Here is a 19,206-nt window from a genome sequence, read left to right as displayed (position 1 = left end):
GAAGCAGCCTGACAATGGGCTGCTTTTTTGTTTTGACAGGATTTCAACGATGGTACGCAGATGACGCGGATTTCGGCGGATAACTGCTGGTCGTTTAAAAATCCTGTCAATCCACAACGGCGGCCCGGCTGTAATCCTGTCTATAAGAAAATAATTCGTATCTTTGCGGCCTGTTTACTTAATACTGTCCTAAAAAGCGGTTACCACAATGCCAAAAGTTAAAACAAACTCGGCTGCCAAGAAGCGTTTCAAGCTGACGGGTACCGGCAAAATCAAGCGGAAGCACGCCTTCCACAGCCACATTCTGACCAAGAAAACGACCAAGCAGAAGCGTAATCTGGTACACGACACGACCGTTAACAAGTCGGACGAGAACCGGATCAAAGCACTGCTGAACGTCTAGTCAGTTTAAAATCAGGGCGCGTTGCCCGGTTTATGTTTCACCCGATTGCTGGCACATAAGCACCGACTAATGCGGTCGCCAGTCGTCAAAAAACAATTATCAAATGCCACGTTCCGTCAATCACGTTGCCTCACGGGCGCGTCGGAAAAAAGTAATGAAGCTGGCCAAAGGTTATTATGGTCGGCGTAAGAATGTTTGGACGGTAGCTAAAAACGCCGTTGAAAAAGGATTGGGTTACGCCTACCGTGACCGCCGTGCCAAGAAGCGGGACTTCCGCTCGCTCTGGATTCAGCGGATCAACGCCGGTGCGCGGATCAACGGCCTGTCGTATTCGGCCCTGATGGGTGCTCTGAATAAGTCGGGTATCGAACTCAACCGCAAAGTACTGGCCGATCTGGCCATGAACCACCCGGAAGCATTTGCCGCCGTTGTGAGTCAGGTAAAGTAAACAGACTAGCGTAAAATGAAGCAGCCGCCCCGGTGTATAATCGGGGCGGCTGCTTCGTTTTTGGGCTTACTCGTTCAGTCGCCACGTTTTTGGCGGCTCGCTGGCGGTTGTCGTCAGGAGCAGGGCCTCACGTGGATGTTTTTGTACGGAACTGACGGGTTCCGGATTGTGGCCCACCACCTGCGTGTTTTCCTGACCGGGCGTCAACACGATCACATCGCCGTTGGCCGATCCCAGGGCGACGGTTGATCCCATCTTGCCGACCGCTGTAAGCGGGTAGGCGGTCGGTAGTGAATGGGTCAATACCCAGTTTCGGCCGGGGTGGCACCACATCGTCAGCACGGGATCGCCGGAAACGGTCAGCAGGGTATCACGCCCGAAGGCCAGATCGCGAATGGCCGTTTTCTGCCGGACGCGCTGCTGCTGTCCCGTTGCCAGATCACTGACAACCAGTTGACCATTGGCATAGCCGACGGCCAGCTTTGCCCCGTCGGGACTGAACGCCATCGCTGTGATGTCGGATCCGGTCAGTCCGGGCAGCAATAGGCGCCGGGAGTCGCCCGAGGTGTTGACGAGCCACACCATCCGCCGACCGGCAACGGCTACCTGCGGTTTACCCGGTTGAACCCGCACTAGTTTAACTGGCGCGGATACGTGGCTACGCCGAAGGACGGTCAGATCGCTGGTGCGCCAGAACAGCAGGTTGCCGCCAGCATCACCGCTGACGACCGTGTCGCGGTCTGGCCAGCTTTCCAGATCACTGATGGGTTTACGGTGGCCAGCGAATTCGCGCACCAGTAGCGCCGTCCGACCGTGAAATAGGGCAATTTGGCCCGCCTGGGTGCCAACCAGCACCAGCCGCCCGTCGTTGCTGAAGGTGGCTTTGGTGGTTGGGCTGGCGGGGTAAACGAAGGCCCGGCGCGGGGCAGGCAGGGTTGGTGACAGCCAGCCCAACAGACCCGCGATGAAAAGGGGAAAGACTACAGGCATGGCTTATCGTCCGATGGTGAAGGTTTTGGTTGTTCCGTCGACGGGAATCAGCACACTGACGTTTTTGAGAATAACCTGATCGTCGTCGATGTCGAACGTTGGGTTGCCGTAGCGCATCTGACTAAAATTGGCCCGGACGCGTTCAGCCTCGCGTGGAGGAACATGCAGGCGCATCTTGTCGCCGAACAGCCTGGAGTGCAGCGTAAATGACTCACTATCTGCGTTGTACTGCGCGATGGTAAACGGTTGCCAGTTGGCCGTATTCCCATAAGAGTTCACGATTTTTTCCTGACAGCCGCGCGTCAGGTCGGCGAGCTGTCGGTCTTTTCGCTCCTGCCGCTTCTGGTACTCATCCGATTTCTCGAATTCGCCTTGCTTGCTCCATTCGCTCATACCCTGTTTGACATAGGCACTGATACGTTCGGTGGTGCCGGGCAGGTTCCAGGTCCGGAGGGTACCGTCACGGCTTACGCTGGCTAGGGTTTTCCCGTCGGGGCTAAAGGCAATGTTTTCCACCTCACCGGTGTGCAGCTCGCCCGATACGTCCTGCACCAGAATGCCGGTTGCCATGTCCCATACTTTTACTTTGTGATCGCCACCACCACTGGCAATCAGCTGGCCATCGGGGCTGAAGGCGACGGCCCAGGTGTCGGATACGTGCGCCGGAAAGGTGTAGATCAGCCGTTTGCTGTCGACCTCCCAGACGCGGGCCGTGTTGTCCCAGGCCCCCCGACCACGTACCGGCCGTTGGCGGAGTAGCGGGCGTCCCACACTTCGTCAGTGTGCCCCATCAGGGCATATTTCTGGTCCCAGGTGCGCGTGTCCCAGGCCCGGATGGTTTTGTCGCCACTGGCCGTAAGCATTTCTGTGCCGGACGGATTAAAGGCTACCGACGTAACGTTGTCGCGGTGTTTGTCGATGGTCGCGACTTTATTACCGCTCAGGGTTTCCCAGACCATCGAGCGGCCATCCCAGCTGGCGGTTGCGAGCAACCGCGAGTCAGGGCTGAACGCAACATCGCGCACGTAGTCGGTATGGTCGGTCGTTTTGCGGATGATGTCGCCGGTGATCGCGTCCCACAGGATCAGCGCGTTATCGACTCCGCCCGACGCCAGAAAACGGCCGTTGGGGCTAAATTGTACCGTCACCACATCGTCGGTATGCCCCTTCAGGGTCATCATGCGTTCGCCCGATTGGGCGTTCCAGATCACCACTTCGCGTTCCTGCCCGCCTGTCGCGATTCGTTTGCCGTCGGGGCTGTAGGCAAGGGCCAGCACGGGCGCACCGGTTTGAATGCTCAGCCGGGCCTGGGTAGGCCCCTGAGCCAGCACTGACTGCGCAGGCTGGGATTGTGCGTGGGCTAGTCCCAGCGGAAGCAGCAGGGCCAGTAAAAATGTAATCTTCATTTGGTAGAAATTGGCTGTTTGATTAGATAGGTCATTATTAATAGTTGCCACCGATGCGCCGGGTAGGTGCCTGCCGGATGAAAGGCAGCACTGTGGGCGTTTCGGTGGTGGATGTGGAGTCGGTAAGGGTGGCCAGAAAAGACCGGAGATCGGTCAATTCATCCGGTGTCAGCGACCGGCCGATGTGTTTCTGGTGCAGTGGCAGTGACAAAGCGGCTTCGATGGTGGGGGCCGATCCGTCGTGCAGGTAAGGCGGGGTTTGCAGTACGTTTCGCAGACCGGGTGTTCGCACCGGCTGAGTGGTTTGGTCGGAATGGAGCCGATCGTCGCGAAACCAGGGTGGCGTATGACAGCTGGTACAGCGTAACTCGCTGGTGAAGAGCACATACCCGCGCCGGGCGGCTTCGGGTAGTCCGGTTTCCCCGCGCTGGTAGGTGTCGTAGGCCGATGTTTGCCTGCTCAGGCTCAGAACATAGGTGTTCAGCGCGTCGTTTAGCCCGGTTGCCGACACGTCGGTACCGTAGCTGCGCCGAAACTGGGCCTGGTAGTCCGGGCTGTTACGAAGCCGACCGATAATCAGTTCGTAGCTGCTATTAAATTCAGCCGGGTTGGTGATGACCGCCTGCACGACTTCCGATAGGTTGTGTGCCCGGCCGTCGTGGAAGAAAGCGGTTTGCCCCGAGATATTCAGTATCGTCGGGGTATTGTGGGGCAGATTATCTGAAAACGAAAACGCTCTCGGCCGGATGCGCTGGTCCGTGAAGGCTTTTTCGGGCCGGTGGCATGAAGCACAACTCCGCTTGTAATTAGCCGATAACACCGGATCAAAAAATAGCAGCCGCCCCAATTCGCGTCGGGCGTCGATACGTCGGGCGTCGGTGCGCCTGAAGTGGCAGGCTGGCGGTCGGGGAGGCAGGGTGAGGGCCAGGGCGACTGCCAGTAACGCAGCATGAAAAAATGTCATTCAGTTGGTTTCCGGCAGTACAGACAAAGGCCGGAGGTCACTTTATCGAGGGGGTAAGAAGTTAGTTTGTTTATGGAAAAGCGCGTATTTAATGACCTGTATGACGCTTACTAAGGATAGTAGTAACTGCTTGTTGAAGAAATTTATACAAAATTTAAACAAGTGGTGCTGGTTGACAGCGCCTTAAACGGCAGGGGCAGACAGCTTATCGGCGAACGAGCTGTCTGACCCTTAGTGTCTTACTCAGTATAGGCGAACGATACTAACTCTCCACGACCATCGTCTGGACACCGGCCCGCGTGCCGTCGGTTAACCGGCCGAGCAGGTACAGCGTAACCTCCGTGTTGCCCTGCCGGAACAGTTGCTGCCCGGTCAGGTGCTGATCGAGTACGGTTTTTAACTGGTTAAAGGCTGCCGTTCGCTTTTTTTCGTCGTCGCCGTACCAATCTTCTTCGGTCAGTACCGGTTCCCAGAAGTCGGACGCGGGGCGTTCTTCAACATAGGTCGAGGGCGGTACCATCTGCCATTCCTTTATCTGTACTTCCGTCAGGGGAGCTTCCTGCGCCAGATAACACGTCACGAAGGTGACCGGCTCGTCGGATTCGCTGGGGTACAGCAGACCTTCGAGCAGCGGGTTTACCAGCGCGGCCAGTGAGTCGGCAGCCGGTTTGTCGGTGGCTGGTGCGGGTGCAACCGGCGTTTGTGGCTGCGCAGCGTCCGGCTGGACCGGCTCCTCAGCGTTACGTTTCGTTGGGTCGTTCGTCATAGGTGCAAACTAAGCGGGTAACCGGTACAGTGGTTGTTTGGTAACGTTTGCCGCGAATTAAGTACGTTTGAGTCAGTAACCACACAACCACGATACTGGTTATTCCTAAAAACACAACGATCATGTTAGAAACCCTGATGAACTTAGTGCGTGAACACGCAGGCAGTGCCGTTGCCAACAACCCGGCCGTACCCCAGGCACAAAGCGAAAACGTCATGCAGACCGTTGCCAGCAGCATCCTCGGCGGACTGGGCCAACAGGCACAGGGGGGCGGTCTGGGTAACATCATCAGCATGATGACCAATGGTGGGCAGAACGTGCAGCAAAGCCCCGTGACGCAGGGTGTTCAGCAGCATGTTGAAGAAAACCTGATGCAGAAGCTCGGCATATCCCCTCAGGTAGCCATGTCGATCGCAGCGGCTGTTGTACCCATGGTGCTGGGTAAGCTGATGAATAAAGCCGCCGATCCGAACGACTCGAGCGTCGATGCTAACAGCGTGCTGAGTGCAGCAACGGGGCAGCAGGGCACCGACTGGATGGGGATGGCACAATCGGCAATGGCCGATGGGAAGCTGGACATGGGCGACCTGATGCGCGTATTCAGCGGGCAGGGTGGTCAGGCTGCGTCGGGCAACCAGAATCAGCAGTCGTCGGGCGGTGGCCTGGGCGGTATGCTGGGTGGCCTGTTTGGCAAATAACCGTAGCGAGTAATCGCAGGAGTCGACAGCCGATCCGTAATGGGTCGGCTGTTTTTGTTGTCGTTCGGTAAAAACTGTCAGGCCGCTCGGTATGAAATAGCCTTTGCGGGTCAATTTGGCTACTTCTTCGGTGAAAACTGTCATTCTGACAGCTAATTGGCAAAACCTTCGAACTGGCATTTCTATTGATATGTAGCTATCATCTGTCAGTAGTTCGACACACAAAAAAGAAACTAAACCATAGTATGGGAAAGATCATTGGGATTGACTTAGGCACCACAAACTCGTGCGTTGCCGTAATGGAAGGGAACGAGCCGGTTGTGATTCCAAACTCGGAAGGCGCCCGGACAACTCCCTCGGTGGTTGCCTTTATGGACAATGGAAACGGCGAACGTAAAGTCGGTGCGCCCGCCAAACGTCAGGCTATCACCAACCCTAAAAATACGATTTCCTCGATCAAACGCTTCATGGGTAAGCGCTTCAACGAGGTTGCCAACGAAACCAAAAGCGTCGCCTACGACGTAGAAAACGGCCCCAACGGTACGCCACGGGTGAAAATTGGTGACCGTCAATATACGCCACAGGAGCTTTCAGCGCTGATCCTGCAAAAGATGAAGCAGACGGCCGAAGATTACCTGGGTCAGACGGTAACGGAAGCCGTTATCACGGTGCCCGCGTACTTCAACGATGCTGAGCGTCAGGCCACTAAAGAAGCAGGTCAGATTGCCGGTCTCGACGTAAAACGGATCATTAACGAGCCGACGGCCGCTGCGCTGGCGTACGGGCTGGATAAGACCGACAAAGACCAGAAGATCGCTGTTTTTGACCTTGGCGGTGGTACGTTCGATATTTCGATTCTGGAACTGGGCGACGGCGTGTTTGAAGTAAAAGCAACCGATGGTGATACGCACCTGGGTGGCGACGACTTCGACCAGGTTATCATCGACTGGCTGGCCGACGAGTTCAAGAAAGACGAAAACATCGACCTGCGTCACGACCCGCTCGCGCTGCAACGTCTGAAGGAAGCCGCTGAAAAAGCAAAGGTCGAACTGTCGAGTTCTAACTCGACGGAGATCAACCTGCCGTACATCATGCCGGTGAATGGTATCCCCAAACACTTGGTCCGGACGCTGAGCCGCGCGAAATTTGAGCAACTGGCCGATTCGCTGATTCAGCGGAGCCTGGAGCCCTGCCGCCGTGCCCTGAAAAACTCGGGTCTGTCGGCAAGTCAGATCGACGAAGTGCTGCTGGTGGGTGGTTCGACCCGGATTCCGAAAGTGCAGGAAGAAGTAGAGAAGCTGTTCGGCAAGAAGCCGTCGAAAGCCGTTAACCCCGACGAAGCCGTCGCTATCGGTGCGGCCGTACAGGGTGGTGTACTGACGGGTGAAGTAAAAGACGTACTGCTGCTCGACGTTATCCCGCTCTCGCTGGGTATCGAAACGATGGGTGGTGTCTTCACCAAGATGGTTGATGCCAACACGACCATCCCGAGCAAGAAAGTAGAAACGTACTCGACGGCTTCGGACAATCAGCCGAGCGTAGAGATCAATATTTTGCAGGGCGAACGCCCGATGGCGGCTCAGAACCGTCAGCTGGGTCGGTTTATCCTGAGCGACATTCCGCCTGCTCCGCGTGGTGTGCCCCAGATCGAAGTAACGTTCGACGTTGATGCCAACGGTATCCTGAACGTAACGGCGAAAGACAAAGGCACCGGCAAAGAGCAGAAAATCCGGATTGAAGCGTCGAGCGGTCTGACCGAGACGGAAATCAACCGGATGCGCGAAGAAGCCAAAGCCAACGAAGCGGCCGACAAAGCCGAGCGCGAAGCCATCGAGAAAGTCAACGCGGCCGACTCGATGATTTTCCAGACCGAGAAGCAGTTGAAAGAGTACGGCGACAAACTGTCGGACGGTAACAAGTCGGCCATTGAATCGGCACTGACTGAACTGCGCACTGCCCACGGGTCGCGCGATGCCGCCAGCATCGATGCCGCGCTGGAGAAACTGAACGGTGCCTGGGCAACGGCCTCGACCGAGATGTACAATGCGACCAACGGTGCGGGTGCTAACCCGGCCGACGGTGCCGGCTTCGACGGCGGCAATACAAACCCGAACCAGGGTCAGCCTTCGGGAGACAATGTATCGGACGTGCCGTACGAAGAAGTAAAGTAGTCTGAACTATGATTCGTGTGATGTATTGATTGCACGGATGCTGAATTATAACAAACAAGCCCCTGCCGGAAACGGTGGGGGCTTGTTTGTTATGAGTGACTTGCCCGTTGAGCTGACCTATTTTTCAGCTTATTTTGTGCATTACCCCACCAGTCAACGATGTAAGCGAGCAACGCAGGATGAATAAAAAATCAGTGATCAGGTTTGTCGTCGGCGTGTGTTTGCTGGCTCTTCCGGGCTTGACTGCAACACACGGTCAGGTTACCAAATCAGCTATGACGCCGGTCGAGGTAGCCCGGCGGATATTCGATGCGAAGGGATTTCCGGCGTTGGGGAAGTACATAACCGGAGAGTACAAAGAGGACAAGGGGCACCCCAACGGCAAAGACAGCAGAAAAAGTGCGACGTTTAGGTTCAAACTGCTAAGCCAAACCAGCAGAGATGCGGTTGTCAACCTGACAATTCCCAACAAGTCGGGGTCGGGTACTGATTACTACCTGTTCTTTGTAAAACAGGGTGTCTGGAAAATGCACGCGTTCCGGTCATTGGCGATGGCTGGATTTGGACTGTTCGAGAAAAACTATCTGGAGCGTTTGAGCAGCCGACAGGTCGATAGTGTTATCGCTGCATCGGATCCAAAGACGCATGGCCTTTTTTCGTCGCGTGAAGAGTACAGTTACAAGCTGGGTAACGCTCGTTTGCTAGCCTTATCGGATGATGAATTAATCGGGTATTTCAACGAGCACCGGCACCAATTTGACGAATTGAAAAAAATAATTATTGCGGGAAAGGAAGAGCTGGAGCGAAATAAAACGGCGGATATCAAACTTGCTATACAGAACCAGAAGCCGGTTGAGGAGAATTGGAAAAAGGATTACAAAACGCTTTTCATCACCTATGTGCCTGCCAGCGACATGGACTTTAAAAATGCGGTTGAATTAGTAATCTGGGGGATGGTTGATAATTTGGTTGGGTACGTTTACATTCCTGATAAGCAGAATGTTCCGATGATGAGCCCAGACCATATCATTCTATTGCGGGCCATGGGTGATGGGTGGTTCCTTTACAAGACTACGTAAACCCAACGGTACACTAGCCAGAAGCCCCTGCCGGAGATGGTAGGGGCTTCTGATTAATAAGCGGAATCAGGCAGCCGATAAGCCCGGCAATTCCCTCGTTTTGTGTGCCATTGTACTATTTTTACGGTACGAATGCGCGTCAGGCCGAATGAAACGAACCGGCTCGTAATCCGCTCACGCTAGTTTACATTCACGATTTATCCTGTCCAGTGCAACACGGCTCCATAGTGCTTATTGAAGACGACGAAGACGATCAGTTCCTGATTCAGCAGATGCTGACCGAACTCGGCGTGCCAAACCGAATTCAGTTCTTTGCCAACGGTGAGCAGGCTATGGCGTACCTGCTCGCGATGCAGGAGCAGCCGTTCATTATTCTGTGTGACGTCAATATGCCGGTTATGAACGGAATCGAATTGCGGCAGCGAATCGACGAGAACCCGGAACTGCGTGAAAAAGCGATTCCGTTTATCTACCTGACAACCGACGCGTCCCGTGGGTTGGTCGAAACCGCTTATAAAGCCACGATTCAGGGATTCTTCAAGAAAGAAACCGCCTACGGGAAAGCCAAAGAGCAACTCCGCTGTATCATTAGTTACTGGGAGCATTGCCTTCACCCGCAGAATATCGGGTAGAGGCCGTTGAGATTGCTCCGGTGCCTGCCATCTGCCCATGTCACTACGCTTTGAACTGACCACGCCCGAAACTGACGACCGACCGGTATTTCTGTCGGGTAATTTCTGTGAGTGGTACCCCGACCTGGCTCCGTTTCAACTGCACCCGACAGCCCCCGGCCAATACGCGCTGGAACTTCCCCTGACCGACGACCTGCCCGACACCCTGGAGTACAAGTATACGCGTGGCGGCTGGGATGAGGTCGAACTCGACGCGTGGGGGCAGGTGCCGCTTAACCGGACGACGCGCCGGAAAGCGGGAACACGGCGCGACACCGTACCGCACTGGCGCCACAACGGCCACGCGGTAAACCCCGATTATTGGCCCATTCTGGCCCTGGATGAACCGCTGCCTGTGCCGCAGCTGAACGCCGGGCGTCGGGTGCGGGTATGGCTTCCCTACGACTACAACCAAGCCGACCGGGCCTATCCGGTGCTGTACCTCAACGACGGGCAGAACCTGGCGGGGGAAGGCGAAGGGTACGGTAGCTGGCGCGTCGACCGAACAATGGCCCTGCTGGCGAGTCAGCGTCGGCACGAAATTATCCTGGTGCTTATCGATCATGGCGGCAGCAATCGGGTGGGGGAGTTCACGCCCGACCGGACGCTGGCCGGAACGGGTAACGGGCGTCGCTACCTCGACTTTCTGGTCGACACGCTCAAGCCCCGCATCGACGCGCAGTTCCGCACCCGCCCCGAGCCGGCGCATACCGGGCTGGGCGGCAGTTCGCTCGGTGGCCTGATTAGTTTGTACGGTGGGCTGCTCCACCCCGGCACGTTTGGGCGGCTGCTCGTATTTTCGCCATCGCTCTGGATTTCGCAATCCGTCTTTCGCGATGTCCGACGCCTAAACCCACCGGAGCCGATGCAGGTTTATCTGTATGGCGGGCAGCAGGAAAGTCGGCATATGGTATCGGCGCTGGAGCAGTTGGTTCGCTCACTCACCCACGCGCCGGGCCGCGACCGTATCGAGCACAAGCTGGTTATCGACCCGACCGGTCGCCACAACGAAGCGACCTGGGGGCGGGCGTTCCTTCCCGCCATACAATGGCTGTTCTAAACTAAATTCGTGGTCAGCCACCAAACCCACGAACGACAAATTATACACGAGCTATGAATTTTTTTCTTTGCGATTCCCCGTCCCCCACTGACTTGCTGACACGGGTAGTGCCGGTGCTAAAACAGGCGGACGAAACCGATGCCGCCGGGCAGGCCGATCAACTGGCTGCGCTCACGGGACTACCCGCTACGCTGCTGACGCAAACATTTAAAGCGGGGTTGAACGATGTTTTGCCGGTGCTGAAACCGGACGGATCGGCGATCTATCTGCTGGGACTGGGCGACACCCCCACCGTGCAGGACTGGTTGAAAGCCACCCGTAAATTTTTCGTTGCCTGGAAAACGAAGCTCCCCGCCGACGTAACCATCGACCTGCGTAGCCTGCCTGCCGAGGTACTGACCGAACCGGCACTGGAATCCATCGGGCTGGGTGCGCTACTGGGTGGCTACGATCTGCGGCTGTACCAGACCGACCGGCCCGATAAACCTGTTTTATACGCCGAAACGGGTCGGTTAACACTGTTAATCGACCCGAAGCAGTTGGAATGGGCACAAAAAGTCATTGATCGGGTGGTGGTGCTGGCCGATACGCAGCTCTCCCTGCTCGACCTGATGAACGCCCCGGCCAACTACAAAACCCCGCAGACGCTGGCCGACTGGACGACAGAATCGGGCCGTCAGCACGGGTACGCCGTGCGCGTGCTCAACAAAGCCGACCTGGAAGCTGAGGGCCTGGGTGCGTTGCTTAGCGTCAGCCAGGGGAGTGAGGTGCCGCCGGTGCTGATTATCGCCGACTATACACCGGCAAACCCCGCCACCGACGCTGTGCCGACGGTAGGGCTGGTGGGCAAGGGGGTGACGTTTGACACGGGCGGTATTTCGATCAAGACGTCGGCCAACATGCACCTGATGAAAAGCGACATGGGCGGGGCTGCGGCTGTGTTGGGGGCGGTGGCCGTTGCCGCCCGGTTGCAGCTGCCCGTTCGGGTGGTTGGCATCGTACCCGCCACGGAAAACAGTATCGATGGCCGCTCGACCAAACCCGGCGACGTCATTACATCGTACGTGGGCAAGACCATCGAAATCATCGATACCGACGCAGAGGGGCGGGTTATTCTGGCCGATGGGCTGGGCTACATGATCCGTAATTACCAGCCCGACGTGCTGATTGATCTGGCAACCCTGACCGGTAGCGTGATCACGACGCTGGGTTACCATGCTGCCGGGTTGTTTACGGCCAACGACACGCTGGCTCAGCAACTGACAGCCGCTGCCGACACGACCGGCGAACGACTCTGGCGCCTGCCCATCTGGGAGGAGTACAGGGAGGATATTAAATCGGACGTCGCCGACGTCAAAAATTTCAGTGGTAAACCGCTGGCGGGTGCGATCACGGCCGCCAAATTTCTCGAAGCCTTCACCGATAAGCACCCCGCCTGGGCGCACCTCGATATTGCCGGCACCGCCTTCGCCGACAACGAATTCGGTACCCAGAAAAATGCCACCGGATACGGAATCCGGTTGCTGACGAGGTTCTTGTCAAAGAGTGAAAGAGCGAAAGAATGAAAGAGCGAACGATTATTTGTGCCGTAAAATCACTCTTTCATTCTTTCGCTCTTTTAAATACCTTACTTTCTCTCAACCAACTAACTCCATGTCGTCACTGTCGTTTTTGTGCATTGCTACGTTTTTTAAGGGTGAAGAATTTATGCGGACCTGTAAGCAGCTGGGCAACACTGTTTACCTGCTGACCGATCAGAAAATAGCCGATAAAGACTGGCCCCGCGATGCCATTGACGAGTTTTTCTACCTGCCGACGTCGGCGAATACCACCGAGAATCACGCGGAAATGCTTGCCGGACTGGCCTTTCTGATGCGGTCGCGGTCCATTGACCGGGTGGTGGCGCTCGATGATTTCGATGTGGAGAAAGCGGCTTTGATTCGGGAAACGTTTCGCATCCCCGGCATGGGCCAGACAACGGCCCGCTTTTTCCGGGATAAGCTGGCGATGCGGATGCGGGCGCAGAGCGATGGCATCCGGGTTCCGGCATTTAGTGCGCTGTTTCACGATCAGGCAATCACTGATTTCCTGACCACAACGGAGGGGCCGTGGCTGATAAAACCCCGGTCGGAAGCGTCGGCAACGGGTATTCGTAAGGTGCATTCGCTGGATGAAGCGTGGTCGGCAATTCACCAGCTTGGTAACGACCGCCCCAATTACCTGATCGAGTCGTTTAAGCCCGGTATCGTTTACCACGTTGATTCACTATCGTACGAAGGGCGGATTGTATTTTCCCGCGCGAGTCAGTACCTGGCGACGCCGATGGACGTGGCCCACGGTGGTGGGGTGTTCCGCACGACCAACCTGGCACTCGACGCGCCCGAAGGGGCCGACCTATACCGGATGAACGAAGCGGTGATGAGTGCCTTTCGGATGGTGCACAGCGCGTCGCACTCCGAATACATCCGTTGCGACGACGGTGAACTGTATTTTCTCGAAACGTCGTCGCGGGTGGGCGGGGCGCACATCGCCGAAATGGTCGAGGCTGCTACAGGGGTGAATCTCTGGCGTGAGTGGGCTACGCTCGAAAATGCCGTTGCCCGTGATCTGACCTACCTGCCGCCCGTCGACCTGCCGCAATATGCCGGACTGATCGTGTCGCTGGCGCGGCAGCAGTGGCCCGACCTGTCGGTGTTTACCGATCCCGAAATCTGGTGGCGCATGAACCGCGAGTACCACGTCGGGCTGATCGTGCGTTCGTCCGACCCCGGCCGGATACGTCAGCTGCTCGATGAGTATATGCAGCGGATTTACAGCGAGTTTCACGCATCGGCACCCGTGCCTAACAAACCGACGAGCTAGGCGTCAGTCCAGCTCGTGCCGTTCCTGCGTGGCCTGCCAGTCGGCCGCCATCTCGTGAAACCGGTCGGCGACGCGTGTCAGAAACGTATCGTCGAGCAGCGTCAGTACATCGTCCTGCTCAACAACGTCCATCTCGCTGACCTTGTAGGTCTGTTCGTACGGACCCGCGTCGATTTTGAGAATATATTTGCCGTTCCAGGCGTACAAACCAATTCGAAACTGCGGGTGGGGGATGTCCTGAACAAAACGCATGTCGCTAACGAAGCAAGAGATAAGCAGCACCGGTCGGCTGACCGGGCGAGTGGTAAAGATAGCAGGTGGATGCCTGTTGGCGGGTATGACTTTGCTAACCGCCTGTACGGATCGATCCGACGAAGCGGCTCAGTTTTTCCTGAAAGGTAATTTGCAGCTGCAAAAGCGGGAATACCGCGAAGCGATCCGCTACTACACCGAAGCCCTCGAAAAAAAGCCGGACTTTGCCGATGCGTATAATAACCGGGGGCTGGCCAAATTTCGCAACGATGATGCTGAGGGGGCGCTGGCCGACTACACCCGCGCTATCGATACCGACCCTGATTTTGGCCCTGCTTACCTAAACCGTGCCGAAGCCCGGCTCGAAACGGGCGACGCGGGCGGGAGCCTGGTCGATTTGCAGCGTATCGAGAAACAGTATGCCGACTCAACATTTTACCAGCTCCGGCTCGGTGATACGCACGTCAGGCTGGATGAGCCCGCCCGCGCCCAGATCGCCTACGACCGGGCGCTTCGGCTCGACCCGGCCAATGTCGAAGCCCTGACCAATCGGGGGGCCTTGTTTTTCAGTCAGAAAGCGTACGAACCTGCCCGGCAGGATATTCAGAAAGCCCTGCAACTGAACCCGAAGCAGGACGCGGCTCTTAACAATCAGAGTCTGTTGCTGGCACAGGCGGGTAACTACGCCGAAGCGCTGACGTACGTCGACCGGGCGCTGAGTCTGCGGCCGACCCAGCCGTATTACCTCAATAATAAAGCGTACCTGCTGTTGCGGCTCAACCGCCCGGCAGAGGCTTTGCCGCTGGTTGAGCAGTCGATCAAGCTGGCTGATGGTAATGCCTGGGCCCATCGAACGCTCGGTATTTATTACCTGAACCAGAAAGAGCCCCGTCGGGCCGTGGCCGCGTTTCGCCGGGCCGAACAACTTGATCCTTCGGTCGATGCGCTGTACTACTACATAGGTGTGGCGGAACTGGCGAATGGGCAGCGCGAAGCGGCCTGTGCGGCCTGGGCGCGCGGTGTGCAGGCTGGCGACCCGCAGGCTAAAGCCGAGCAGGCGGCACAGTGCGGCAAGTAAACCGACACTCACCAGAGGAGAACTAATTTAACACAGAGGCACAAAGAACACAGCGATAAATTATTGTTAACTCGATAATTACTACACAATTCAAATTCTGTGTTCTCTGAACCTCTGTGTTGAATTACTTCTATCTCACTACTTACAATGCTAAACCGCGACACACGAAATGATCTATTAACTATACCTGTAGTTTTAGTTGGTCGATTGTTCGCTTGTTCGCTTAACTTATGAATTGGTCAATTGCTGCCTGTAGCGGTTAAACTGTTCCTGATTGGCAAATTTGTCCGTCGTGATTTCCAGCAATTGTGCCTGAGCAGAGGGGGAAAAGAAGTCGGGGAGGAGGGTTGTTAACGCGTGTAAATCGGTGCAGGTATGGTACACAAGACCAGCATCTTCGGCTGTTCGGCGGGCGGTGTACCCGTGGGGGGTTTCAAAATAAGGCTCCAGCTCGGGCTGATTACCGGGCCCGTCGATAATTCTGAAAATGTGCCCACTATCATTGTTTAACAGCACGATCCGCAGGTTGACCGGTATCGGAGCCGACCATAACGCATTCCGGTCGTAGAAGAAAGCAACGTCGCCGATGAGTAGGGTAACGAGTTTATCCGTTTGTAAAGCCGCCCCGACGGCGGTACTCAGGCAACCGTCGATGCCGCTGACGCCCCGGTTTGCCCAAACAGAAATCTGCTGATCGGCGCGCAGGCCACACAGGTTGGCGTAGCGCACCGGCATGCTGTTGGCCAATTGTAAATGGGTGGTCGGGGGGAGTTGTTCCAGTACCCGCTGCACGGCCGACCAGTCAGTTAATGGGTCAGCGGGCTGGTTTACAACCTGCGTTACGCGCCGGGCTGCCTGCCGGTCGGCGGTTTGCCAGCGGGTCAGAAATTCGATATCCTGCTCAGTGTCGTCAGTATCGCCCTGCCGGAATTGTTGGTAGTCAATGTCAGTAAACAGCTGTTGCAGAAACGCAACCGGCTCCATTGCGATCAGCCGGGTCAGGTTCTGGAATGAATCGCTGATCCGATCTGGATTGGGCTGGATGTGCCAGTGCTGATCGGCGGGGTACTGCCGGAAAAACGTTTTCAGATTACGGGTTAACAGCGAATTGCCAAGTGTAATCAGGAGATCGGGGCGGAGTGAAGCCGCCTGTTCAGCCGTCAGTCCTGCGAGTACGGTATCGGTGTAGGTTATAAATACGCCATTCTGCGCCAGATTAGCCGTTATTTCGCCCACCACCGGGATATTTAGCTCAGTGCTGATTGTTTGTAGCAGGGTATTCAGTTCAGGATTGTACACCTGCTGGCCAACCAGTATCAGAATCCGTTCGCTGGCTTCCCAGTCGTCGAGGAGTTGACGCCATTGGTGCGTCGACAGGTTTAACGGCGGTTGCATAGTGTCAATTACGCGTACCGGCCCGGGGCGAAACACGTCGTCAGCGGTGGGGTAAAACGGTTCGCGCACCGGTACGTTCAGGTGTACCGGACCGGGTGGATCAAGCTGACTGAGGGTGATGGCTTCGTTGACCGACCGATTGATGGCCCAGCGTGTATCGGTCTGGCTGTAATCAGCAGGGAGGTCATAACTTCGCTTGACGTGCGACCCGTAAATCCCCGCCTGATCGATTGTTTGCCCGTCCTGCTGGTAAAGCCACTCGTGGGGGCGATCGGCGGTGAGCAATAGCAGCGGCACCTGTTGAAAATACGCTTCGGCCACGGCTGGGGCGAGGTTATACACCGCGCTGCCCGATGTGCAGATCAGCGCGACCGGCCGGCGACTCAGCTGCGCCATACCCAGAGCCACAAAACCCGCTGCCCGCTCGTCGGCCATCACCCGAACCCGCAATCCAGGGTTTCGGGCCACGGCTAACGTCAGGGGAGCCGACCGCGAACCAGGCGACACAACAACATCGGTAATACCGCGCCGGACCAGTAGCTCGGCGAGGTCAATTATGGGCTGAAGAATAGGCATGAAAACGAGGCTCAGACTGCAAACATAACCAACCGGGTGAATGGATTCCCGGCTTTTGTGTTACTTTGTTTACCTGGCGGGTTTCGCACAAACGAAGCCGGCACGAGACAACGTTATAGAACAAGCCATTAAAAACCCTTTCGTCGCTACCGCATGAACCGGATCACCTTTGACAATGAACGTGAGATTCGTTTTAAATCGCTGGCGGGTGCGTTTATCATCAACGCCCTGCTGGTGGCTGTGCTGCTGCTGGTTAACCTGACGCAGACTGTCCCTGACCCGCCCCCAATCGAATTTATCGAAGTCAATTTTGGCACCACTGACCGGGGGAGTGGAAACATTCAGACATACAACAAACCTTCTGATTCACCCAACCCGGTTGATGTCAAACCCTCGAATGACCGGCCGAATCCTAAGGAAACGGCGCGGCCGCGTGTTGAAAAAACAACGGTGACGCCCCAACCGAAAGTAGAGGACGCCAAGCCGGACCGGACACCCACTGAAAAGCCCGTTATCACCAGTAAGGTAGAAAGCCCCGTCACGACGCCCGAACGCCCGGAACCGCGCCGGGTGGAAGCGGCTAAACCCACGGCCCCCGTCGAGCGGCCGGCACCACCCGCTCCGCCGAAAAAAGTAGAGACGGTCAATAACGACGCCCTGTTCCGGAAATCGTTGGGTGGTGGTGGTTCCAACGGCACCATCGGCAAAGCAAACGGCGTGGGTGGTAACAGCAATGGCGACGATGCCAGTGGCGTTGGCGACAAAGGAAACCCCAACGGTAGTATCGACGCCAAGAGTTTGTACGGCACACCGGGCGGGTCCAAGTCAGGGGTTGCTTTTGATGTGTCGGGCTGGTCGCTGGCCGGTCGCCCCAGCGTATCCGACGACTCCGACGAAACGGGCAAGATTGTCTTTAAGATTACGGTCGACGGCGACGGAACTATCACCCGGGTGCAGCAGCAGCAGTCGACTGTTAGTCCGGCCGTAGCGGATGTATACCGGAAAGCCGTGCAGCGGTTGCGGTTACGGCCCAAAGGGGGTGCGACACCGCCCACCGCCACCGGTACCATTACCTTTATTATTACCGCCAAGTAAATGCAGTATTCGGAAGCCATCGACTATCTGTACAGTCGGCTCCCTGTTTTTCATCGAATTGGGGCTAAAGCCATCAAACCCGGCCTGGGTAATACCCTGCGGCTGTGTGAGGCTCTGGGAAACCCGCAGCAGCAGTTCCGTAGTATTCACGTGGCTGGTACCAATGGAAAAGGCAGCAGTTCGCACATGCTGGCCGCCATTTATCAGTCAGCGGGGTACCGGGTTGGTTTGTACACGTCTCCCCATCTGAAATCATTCACCGAACGAATCCGGATCAGTGGAGTACCCATTGCTGAGGAAAGCGTCGCGCAGTTTGTGGTTGACCACCAGACGCTGATTGAAGCCGTTGAGCCATCGTTTTTCGAAGTGACGGTCGCGATGGCGTTCGATTATTTTGCCCGGCAGCAGGTTGATCTGGCCATAATCGAAGTAGGGCTAGGTGGCCGGCTGGACTCGACGAACGTGATCACCCCCGCCGTTTCGCTGATAACGAACATCGGCTACGACCATACCGATATTTTAGGCACGACACTGGCCGAAATTGCCGGCGAGAAGGGTGGGATCATCAAATCGGGCATTCCGGCAGTCGTTAGCGAAACCCAAGCCGAAACGGAGTCGGTCTTCCGGCAAATTGCTAAAGACAAGGGGGCCGGTATCACCTTTGCCGATCAGCAATGGCAGGTAGTTGACGCTGGTTTGCTAAACGGCAAACGGCAACTCCGGGTAACGGACACGACTGGACACGACTACGCCCTGTTGCTCGATCTGGTCGGTGGGTACCAGGTAAAGAACGTTGCCGGTGTGTTATCGACAGTTGCCGAGGTGGCTGGCGAGTGGCCCGTAACCCCCCAACAGATTGCCTCAGGACTGGCTAACGTAGTCGGGCTGACAGGACTGAAAGGACGGTTTCAACAACTGCGTGATATGCCCCGGGTTATCGTCGACACGGCCCACAATCAACCCGGACTGGCGGCTCTGTTCGACACGATTTATTCGCTGCCATACAGGACGCTGCACCTGGTCGTCGGTCTTGTCGCCGACAAAGACCGGTCGGCAGTGCTCGCCCAATTTCCCTCTGATGCCTGCTATTATTTCTGTCAGGCACAAACCCCCCGAGCCTTACCAGCGCACCAGCTTGAGCAGGAAGCCGCCGAAGCTGGCCTGTCTGGTACCGCCTATTTAGATGTCAATCTGGCGCTCGCTGCTGCGTTGGCAGCGGCCCAGTCAGATGACCTGATTTTGGTTACGGGGAGTAATTACACCATTGCTGAATTAATCGATTTATAGTATCC

Annotated in this window: 19 protein-coding genes; 12 read left to right on the top strand and 7 right to left on the bottom strand. The window is 56.4% G+C overall.

The window, feature by feature from the left end:
* Nucleotides 1–208 precede the first annotated feature (208 nt).
* Nucleotides 209–403: a 50S ribosomal protein L35 gene (gene rpmI, locus HH216_RS17710; RefSeq protein WP_106136047.1), complete on the top strand. Its 195-nt coding sequence runs from the start codon at nucleotides 209–211 to the stop codon at nucleotides 401–403.
* Nucleotides 404–506: 103 nt separating this feature from the next.
* Complete coding sequence (rplT, locus tag HH216_RS17705; protein ID WP_169552005.1) at nucleotides 507–851, top strand: 50S ribosomal protein L20; 345 nt, start codon at nucleotides 507–509, stop codon at nucleotides 849–851.
* A gap of 66 nt (nucleotides 852–917) precedes the next feature.
* Here rplT and HH216_RS17700 read toward each other — a convergent pair whose 3' ends face one another.
* The 5 genes from HH216_RS17700 to HH216_RS17680 form a co-directional block, all read right to left on the bottom strand.
* The gene (locus HH216_RS17700) at nucleotides 918–1,841 is read right to left on the bottom strand and encodes a WD40 repeat domain-containing protein (RefSeq protein WP_169552004.1); all 924 of its coding nucleotides are present in this window, start codon (nucleotides 1,839–1,841) and stop codon (nucleotides 918–920) included.
* Nucleotides 1,842–1,844: 3 nt separating this feature from the next.
* Complete coding sequence (locus HH216_RS17695) at nucleotides 1,845–2,612, bottom strand: WD40 repeat domain-containing protein (protein ID WP_169552003.1); 768 nt, start codon at nucleotides 2,610–2,612, stop codon at nucleotides 1,845–1,847.
* On the bottom strand, nucleotides 2,519–3,247 hold the full coding sequence (locus HH216_RS17690) for a WD40 repeat domain-containing protein (RefSeq protein ID WP_169552002.1): 729 nt from the start codon (nucleotides 3,245–3,247) through the stop codon (nucleotides 2,519–2,521). Before HH216_RS17690 ends, HH216_RS17695 begins: the two co-directional genes overlap by 94 nt.
* Before the next feature lie 37 nt (nucleotides 3,248–3,284).
* Nucleotides 3,285–4,211 carry a cytochrome-c peroxidase gene (locus HH216_RS17685; protein ID WP_169552001.1) on the bottom strand — a complete coding sequence of 309 codons (927 nt, stop codon included), beginning with the start codon at nucleotides 4,209–4,211 and terminating at the stop codon, nucleotides 3,285–3,287.
* A 262-nt stretch (nucleotides 4,212–4,473) separates the two neighbouring features.
* Nucleotides 4,474–4,977, bottom strand: coding sequence for a nuclease A inhibitor family protein (locus HH216_RS17680; protein WP_169552000.1), 504 nt, complete (start codon nucleotides 4,975–4,977; stop codon nucleotides 4,474–4,476).
* Nucleotides 4,978–5,099: 122 nt separating this feature from the next.
* On the opposite strand from HH216_RS17680, the gene HH216_RS17675 reads away from it, so the two are divergent.
* The 7 genes from HH216_RS17675 to HH216_RS17645 all read left to right on the top strand — a co-directional run bounded on the left by HH216_RS17675 (nucleotide 5,100) and on the right by HH216_RS17645 (nucleotide 13,518).
* Complete coding sequence (locus tag HH216_RS17675; RefSeq protein ID WP_169551999.1) at nucleotides 5,100–5,675, top strand: DUF937 domain-containing protein; 576 nt, start codon at nucleotides 5,100–5,102, stop codon at nucleotides 5,673–5,675.
* A gap of 245 nt (nucleotides 5,676–5,920) precedes the next feature.
* Nucleotides 5,921–7,846: a molecular chaperone DnaK gene (gene dnaK / locus HH216_RS17670; RefSeq protein ID WP_169551998.1), complete on the top strand. Its 1,926-nt coding sequence runs from the start codon at nucleotides 5,921–5,923 to the stop codon at nucleotides 7,844–7,846.
* Nucleotides 7,847–8,025: 179 nt separating this feature from the next.
* Nucleotides 8,026–8,925, top strand: coding sequence for a hypothetical protein (locus HH216_RS17665; protein ID WP_169551997.1), 900 nt, complete (start codon nucleotides 8,026–8,028; stop codon nucleotides 8,923–8,925).
* 209 nt (nucleotides 8,926–9,134) lie between these two features.
* The gene (locus HH216_RS17660; protein WP_169551996.1) at nucleotides 9,135–9,557 is read left to right on the top strand and encodes a response regulator; all 423 of its coding nucleotides are present in this window, start codon (nucleotides 9,135–9,137) and stop codon (nucleotides 9,555–9,557) included.
* Between the two features lie 37 nt (nucleotides 9,558–9,594).
* Complete coding sequence (locus HH216_RS17655) at nucleotides 9,595–10,656, top strand: alpha/beta hydrolase (protein ID WP_169551995.1); 1,062 nt, start codon at nucleotides 9,595–9,597, stop codon at nucleotides 10,654–10,656.
* A gap of 53 nt (nucleotides 10,657–10,709) precedes the next feature.
* A complete protein-coding gene (locus HH216_RS17650; protein ID WP_169551994.1) occupies nucleotides 10,710–12,221 on the top strand; it encodes a leucyl aminopeptidase family protein in 1,512 nt (503 codons plus the stop codon).
* Between the two features lie 88 nt (nucleotides 12,222–12,309).
* A complete protein-coding gene (locus HH216_RS17645) occupies nucleotides 12,310–13,518 on the top strand; it encodes an ATP-grasp domain-containing protein (protein WP_169551993.1) in 1,209 nt (402 codons plus the stop codon).
* A 3-nt stretch (nucleotides 13,519–13,521) separates the two neighbouring features.
* Here HH216_RS17645 and HH216_RS17640 read toward each other — a convergent pair whose 3' ends face one another.
* Nucleotides 13,522–13,770: a hypothetical protein gene (locus HH216_RS17640; RefSeq protein ID WP_169551992.1), complete on the bottom strand. Its 249-nt coding sequence runs from the start codon at nucleotides 13,768–13,770 to the stop codon at nucleotides 13,522–13,524.
* Nucleotides 13,771–13,855: 85 nt separating this feature from the next.
* On the opposite strand from HH216_RS17640, the gene HH216_RS17635 reads away from it, so the two are divergent.
* A complete protein-coding gene (locus HH216_RS17635; RefSeq protein ID WP_254448844.1) occupies nucleotides 13,856–14,848 on the top strand; it encodes a tetratricopeptide repeat protein in 993 nt (330 codons plus the stop codon).
* Between the two features lie 228 nt (nucleotides 14,849–15,076).
* On the opposite strand, the gene menD is transcribed toward HH216_RS17635, so the two are convergent.
* Nucleotides 15,077–16,819 carry a 2-succinyl-5-enolpyruvyl-6-hydroxy-3-cyclohexene-1-carboxylic-acid synthase gene (gene menD, locus HH216_RS17630; protein WP_169551990.1) on the bottom strand — a complete coding sequence of 581 codons (1,743 nt, stop codon included), beginning with the start codon at nucleotides 16,817–16,819 and terminating at the stop codon, nucleotides 15,077–15,079.
* A gap of 153 nt (nucleotides 16,820–16,972) precedes the next feature.
* Here menD and HH216_RS17625 point away from each other — a divergent pair, with 153 nt between their 5' ends.
* Nucleotides 16,973–17,914 (top strand): energy transducer TonB, encoded by a 942-nt coding sequence (locus HH216_RS17625; protein ID WP_169551989.1) that lies wholly within the window; start codon nucleotides 16,973–16,975, stop codon nucleotides 17,912–17,914.
* Nucleotides 17,915–19,201 (top strand): bifunctional folylpolyglutamate synthase/dihydrofolate synthase, encoded by a 1,287-nt coding sequence (locus tag HH216_RS17620; protein ID WP_169551988.1) that lies wholly within the window; start codon nucleotides 17,915–17,917, stop codon nucleotides 19,199–19,201.
* Nucleotides 19,202–19,206 lie beyond the last annotated feature (5 nt).

Source organism: Spirosoma rhododendri, from assembly GCF_012849055.1.
Lineage (GTDB): Bacteria > Bacteroidota > Bacteroidia > Cytophagales > Spirosomataceae > Spirosoma > Spirosoma rhododendri.
This window is presented reverse-complemented; position numbering and strand designations above follow the sequence as displayed.

What these genes read in the sequence shown, in the direction of transcription:
- HH216_RS17680 (WP_169552000.1), bottom strand. Translation starts at nt 4,977, where the DNA reads ATGACGAACGACCCAACGAAACGTAACGCTGAGGAGCCGGTCCAGCCG.
- HH216_RS17635 (WP_254448844.1), top strand. Translation starts at nt 13,856, where the DNA reads ATGACTTTGCTAACCGCCTGTACGGATCGATCCGACGAAGCGGCTCAG.
- HH216_RS17640 (WP_169551992.1), bottom strand. Translation starts at nt 13,770, where the DNA reads ATGCGTTTTGTTCAGGACATCCCCCACCCGCAGTTTCGAATTGGTTTG.
- HH216_RS17645 (WP_169551993.1), top strand. Translation starts at nt 12,310, where the DNA reads ATGTCGTCACTGTCGTTTTTGTGCATTGCTACGTTTTTTAAGGGTGAA.
- HH216_RS17650 (WP_169551994.1), top strand. Translation starts at nt 10,710, where the DNA reads ATGAATTTTTTTCTTTGCGATTCCCCGTCCCCCACTGACTTGCTGACA.
- rpmI (WP_106136047.1), top strand. Translation starts at nt 209, where the DNA reads ATGCCAAAAGTTAAAACAAACTCGGCTGCCAAGAAGCGTTTCAAGCTG.
- HH216_RS17655 (WP_169551995.1), top strand. Translation starts at nt 9,595, where the DNA reads ATGTCACTACGCTTTGAACTGACCACGCCCGAAACTGACGACCGACCG.
- HH216_RS17690 (WP_169552002.1), bottom strand. Translation starts at nt 3,247, where the DNA reads ATGAAGATTACATTTTTACTGGCCCTGCTGCTTCCGCTGGGACTAGCC.
- HH216_RS17685 (WP_169552001.1), bottom strand. Translation starts at nt 4,211, where the DNA reads ATGACATTTTTTCATGCTGCGTTACTGGCAGTCGCCCTGGCCCTCACC.
- HH216_RS17620 (WP_169551988.1), top strand. Translation starts at nt 17,915, where the DNA reads ATGCAGTATTCGGAAGCCATCGACTATCTGTACAGTCGGCTCCCTGTT.
- HH216_RS17675 (WP_169551999.1), top strand. Translation starts at nt 5,100, where the DNA reads ATGTTAGAAACCCTGATGAACTTAGTGCGTGAACACGCAGGCAGTGCC.
- menD (WP_169551990.1), bottom strand. Translation starts at nt 16,819, where the DNA reads ATGCCTATTCTTCAGCCCATAATTGACCTCGCCGAGCTACTGGTCCGG.
- rplT (WP_169552005.1), top strand. Translation starts at nt 507, where the DNA reads ATGCCACGTTCCGTCAATCACGTTGCCTCACGGGCGCGTCGGAAAAAA.
- dnaK (WP_169551998.1), top strand. Translation starts at nt 5,921, where the DNA reads ATGGGAAAGATCATTGGGATTGACTTAGGCACCACAAACTCGTGCGTT.
- HH216_RS17625 (WP_169551989.1), top strand. Translation starts at nt 16,973, where the DNA reads ATGAACCGGATCACCTTTGACAATGAACGTGAGATTCGTTTTAAATCG.
- HH216_RS17665 (WP_169551997.1), top strand. Translation starts at nt 8,026, where the DNA reads ATGAATAAAAAATCAGTGATCAGGTTTGTCGTCGGCGTGTGTTTGCTG.
- HH216_RS17700 (WP_169552004.1), bottom strand. Translation starts at nt 1,841, where the DNA reads ATGCCTGTAGTCTTTCCCCTTTTCATCGCGGGTCTGTTGGGCTGGCTG.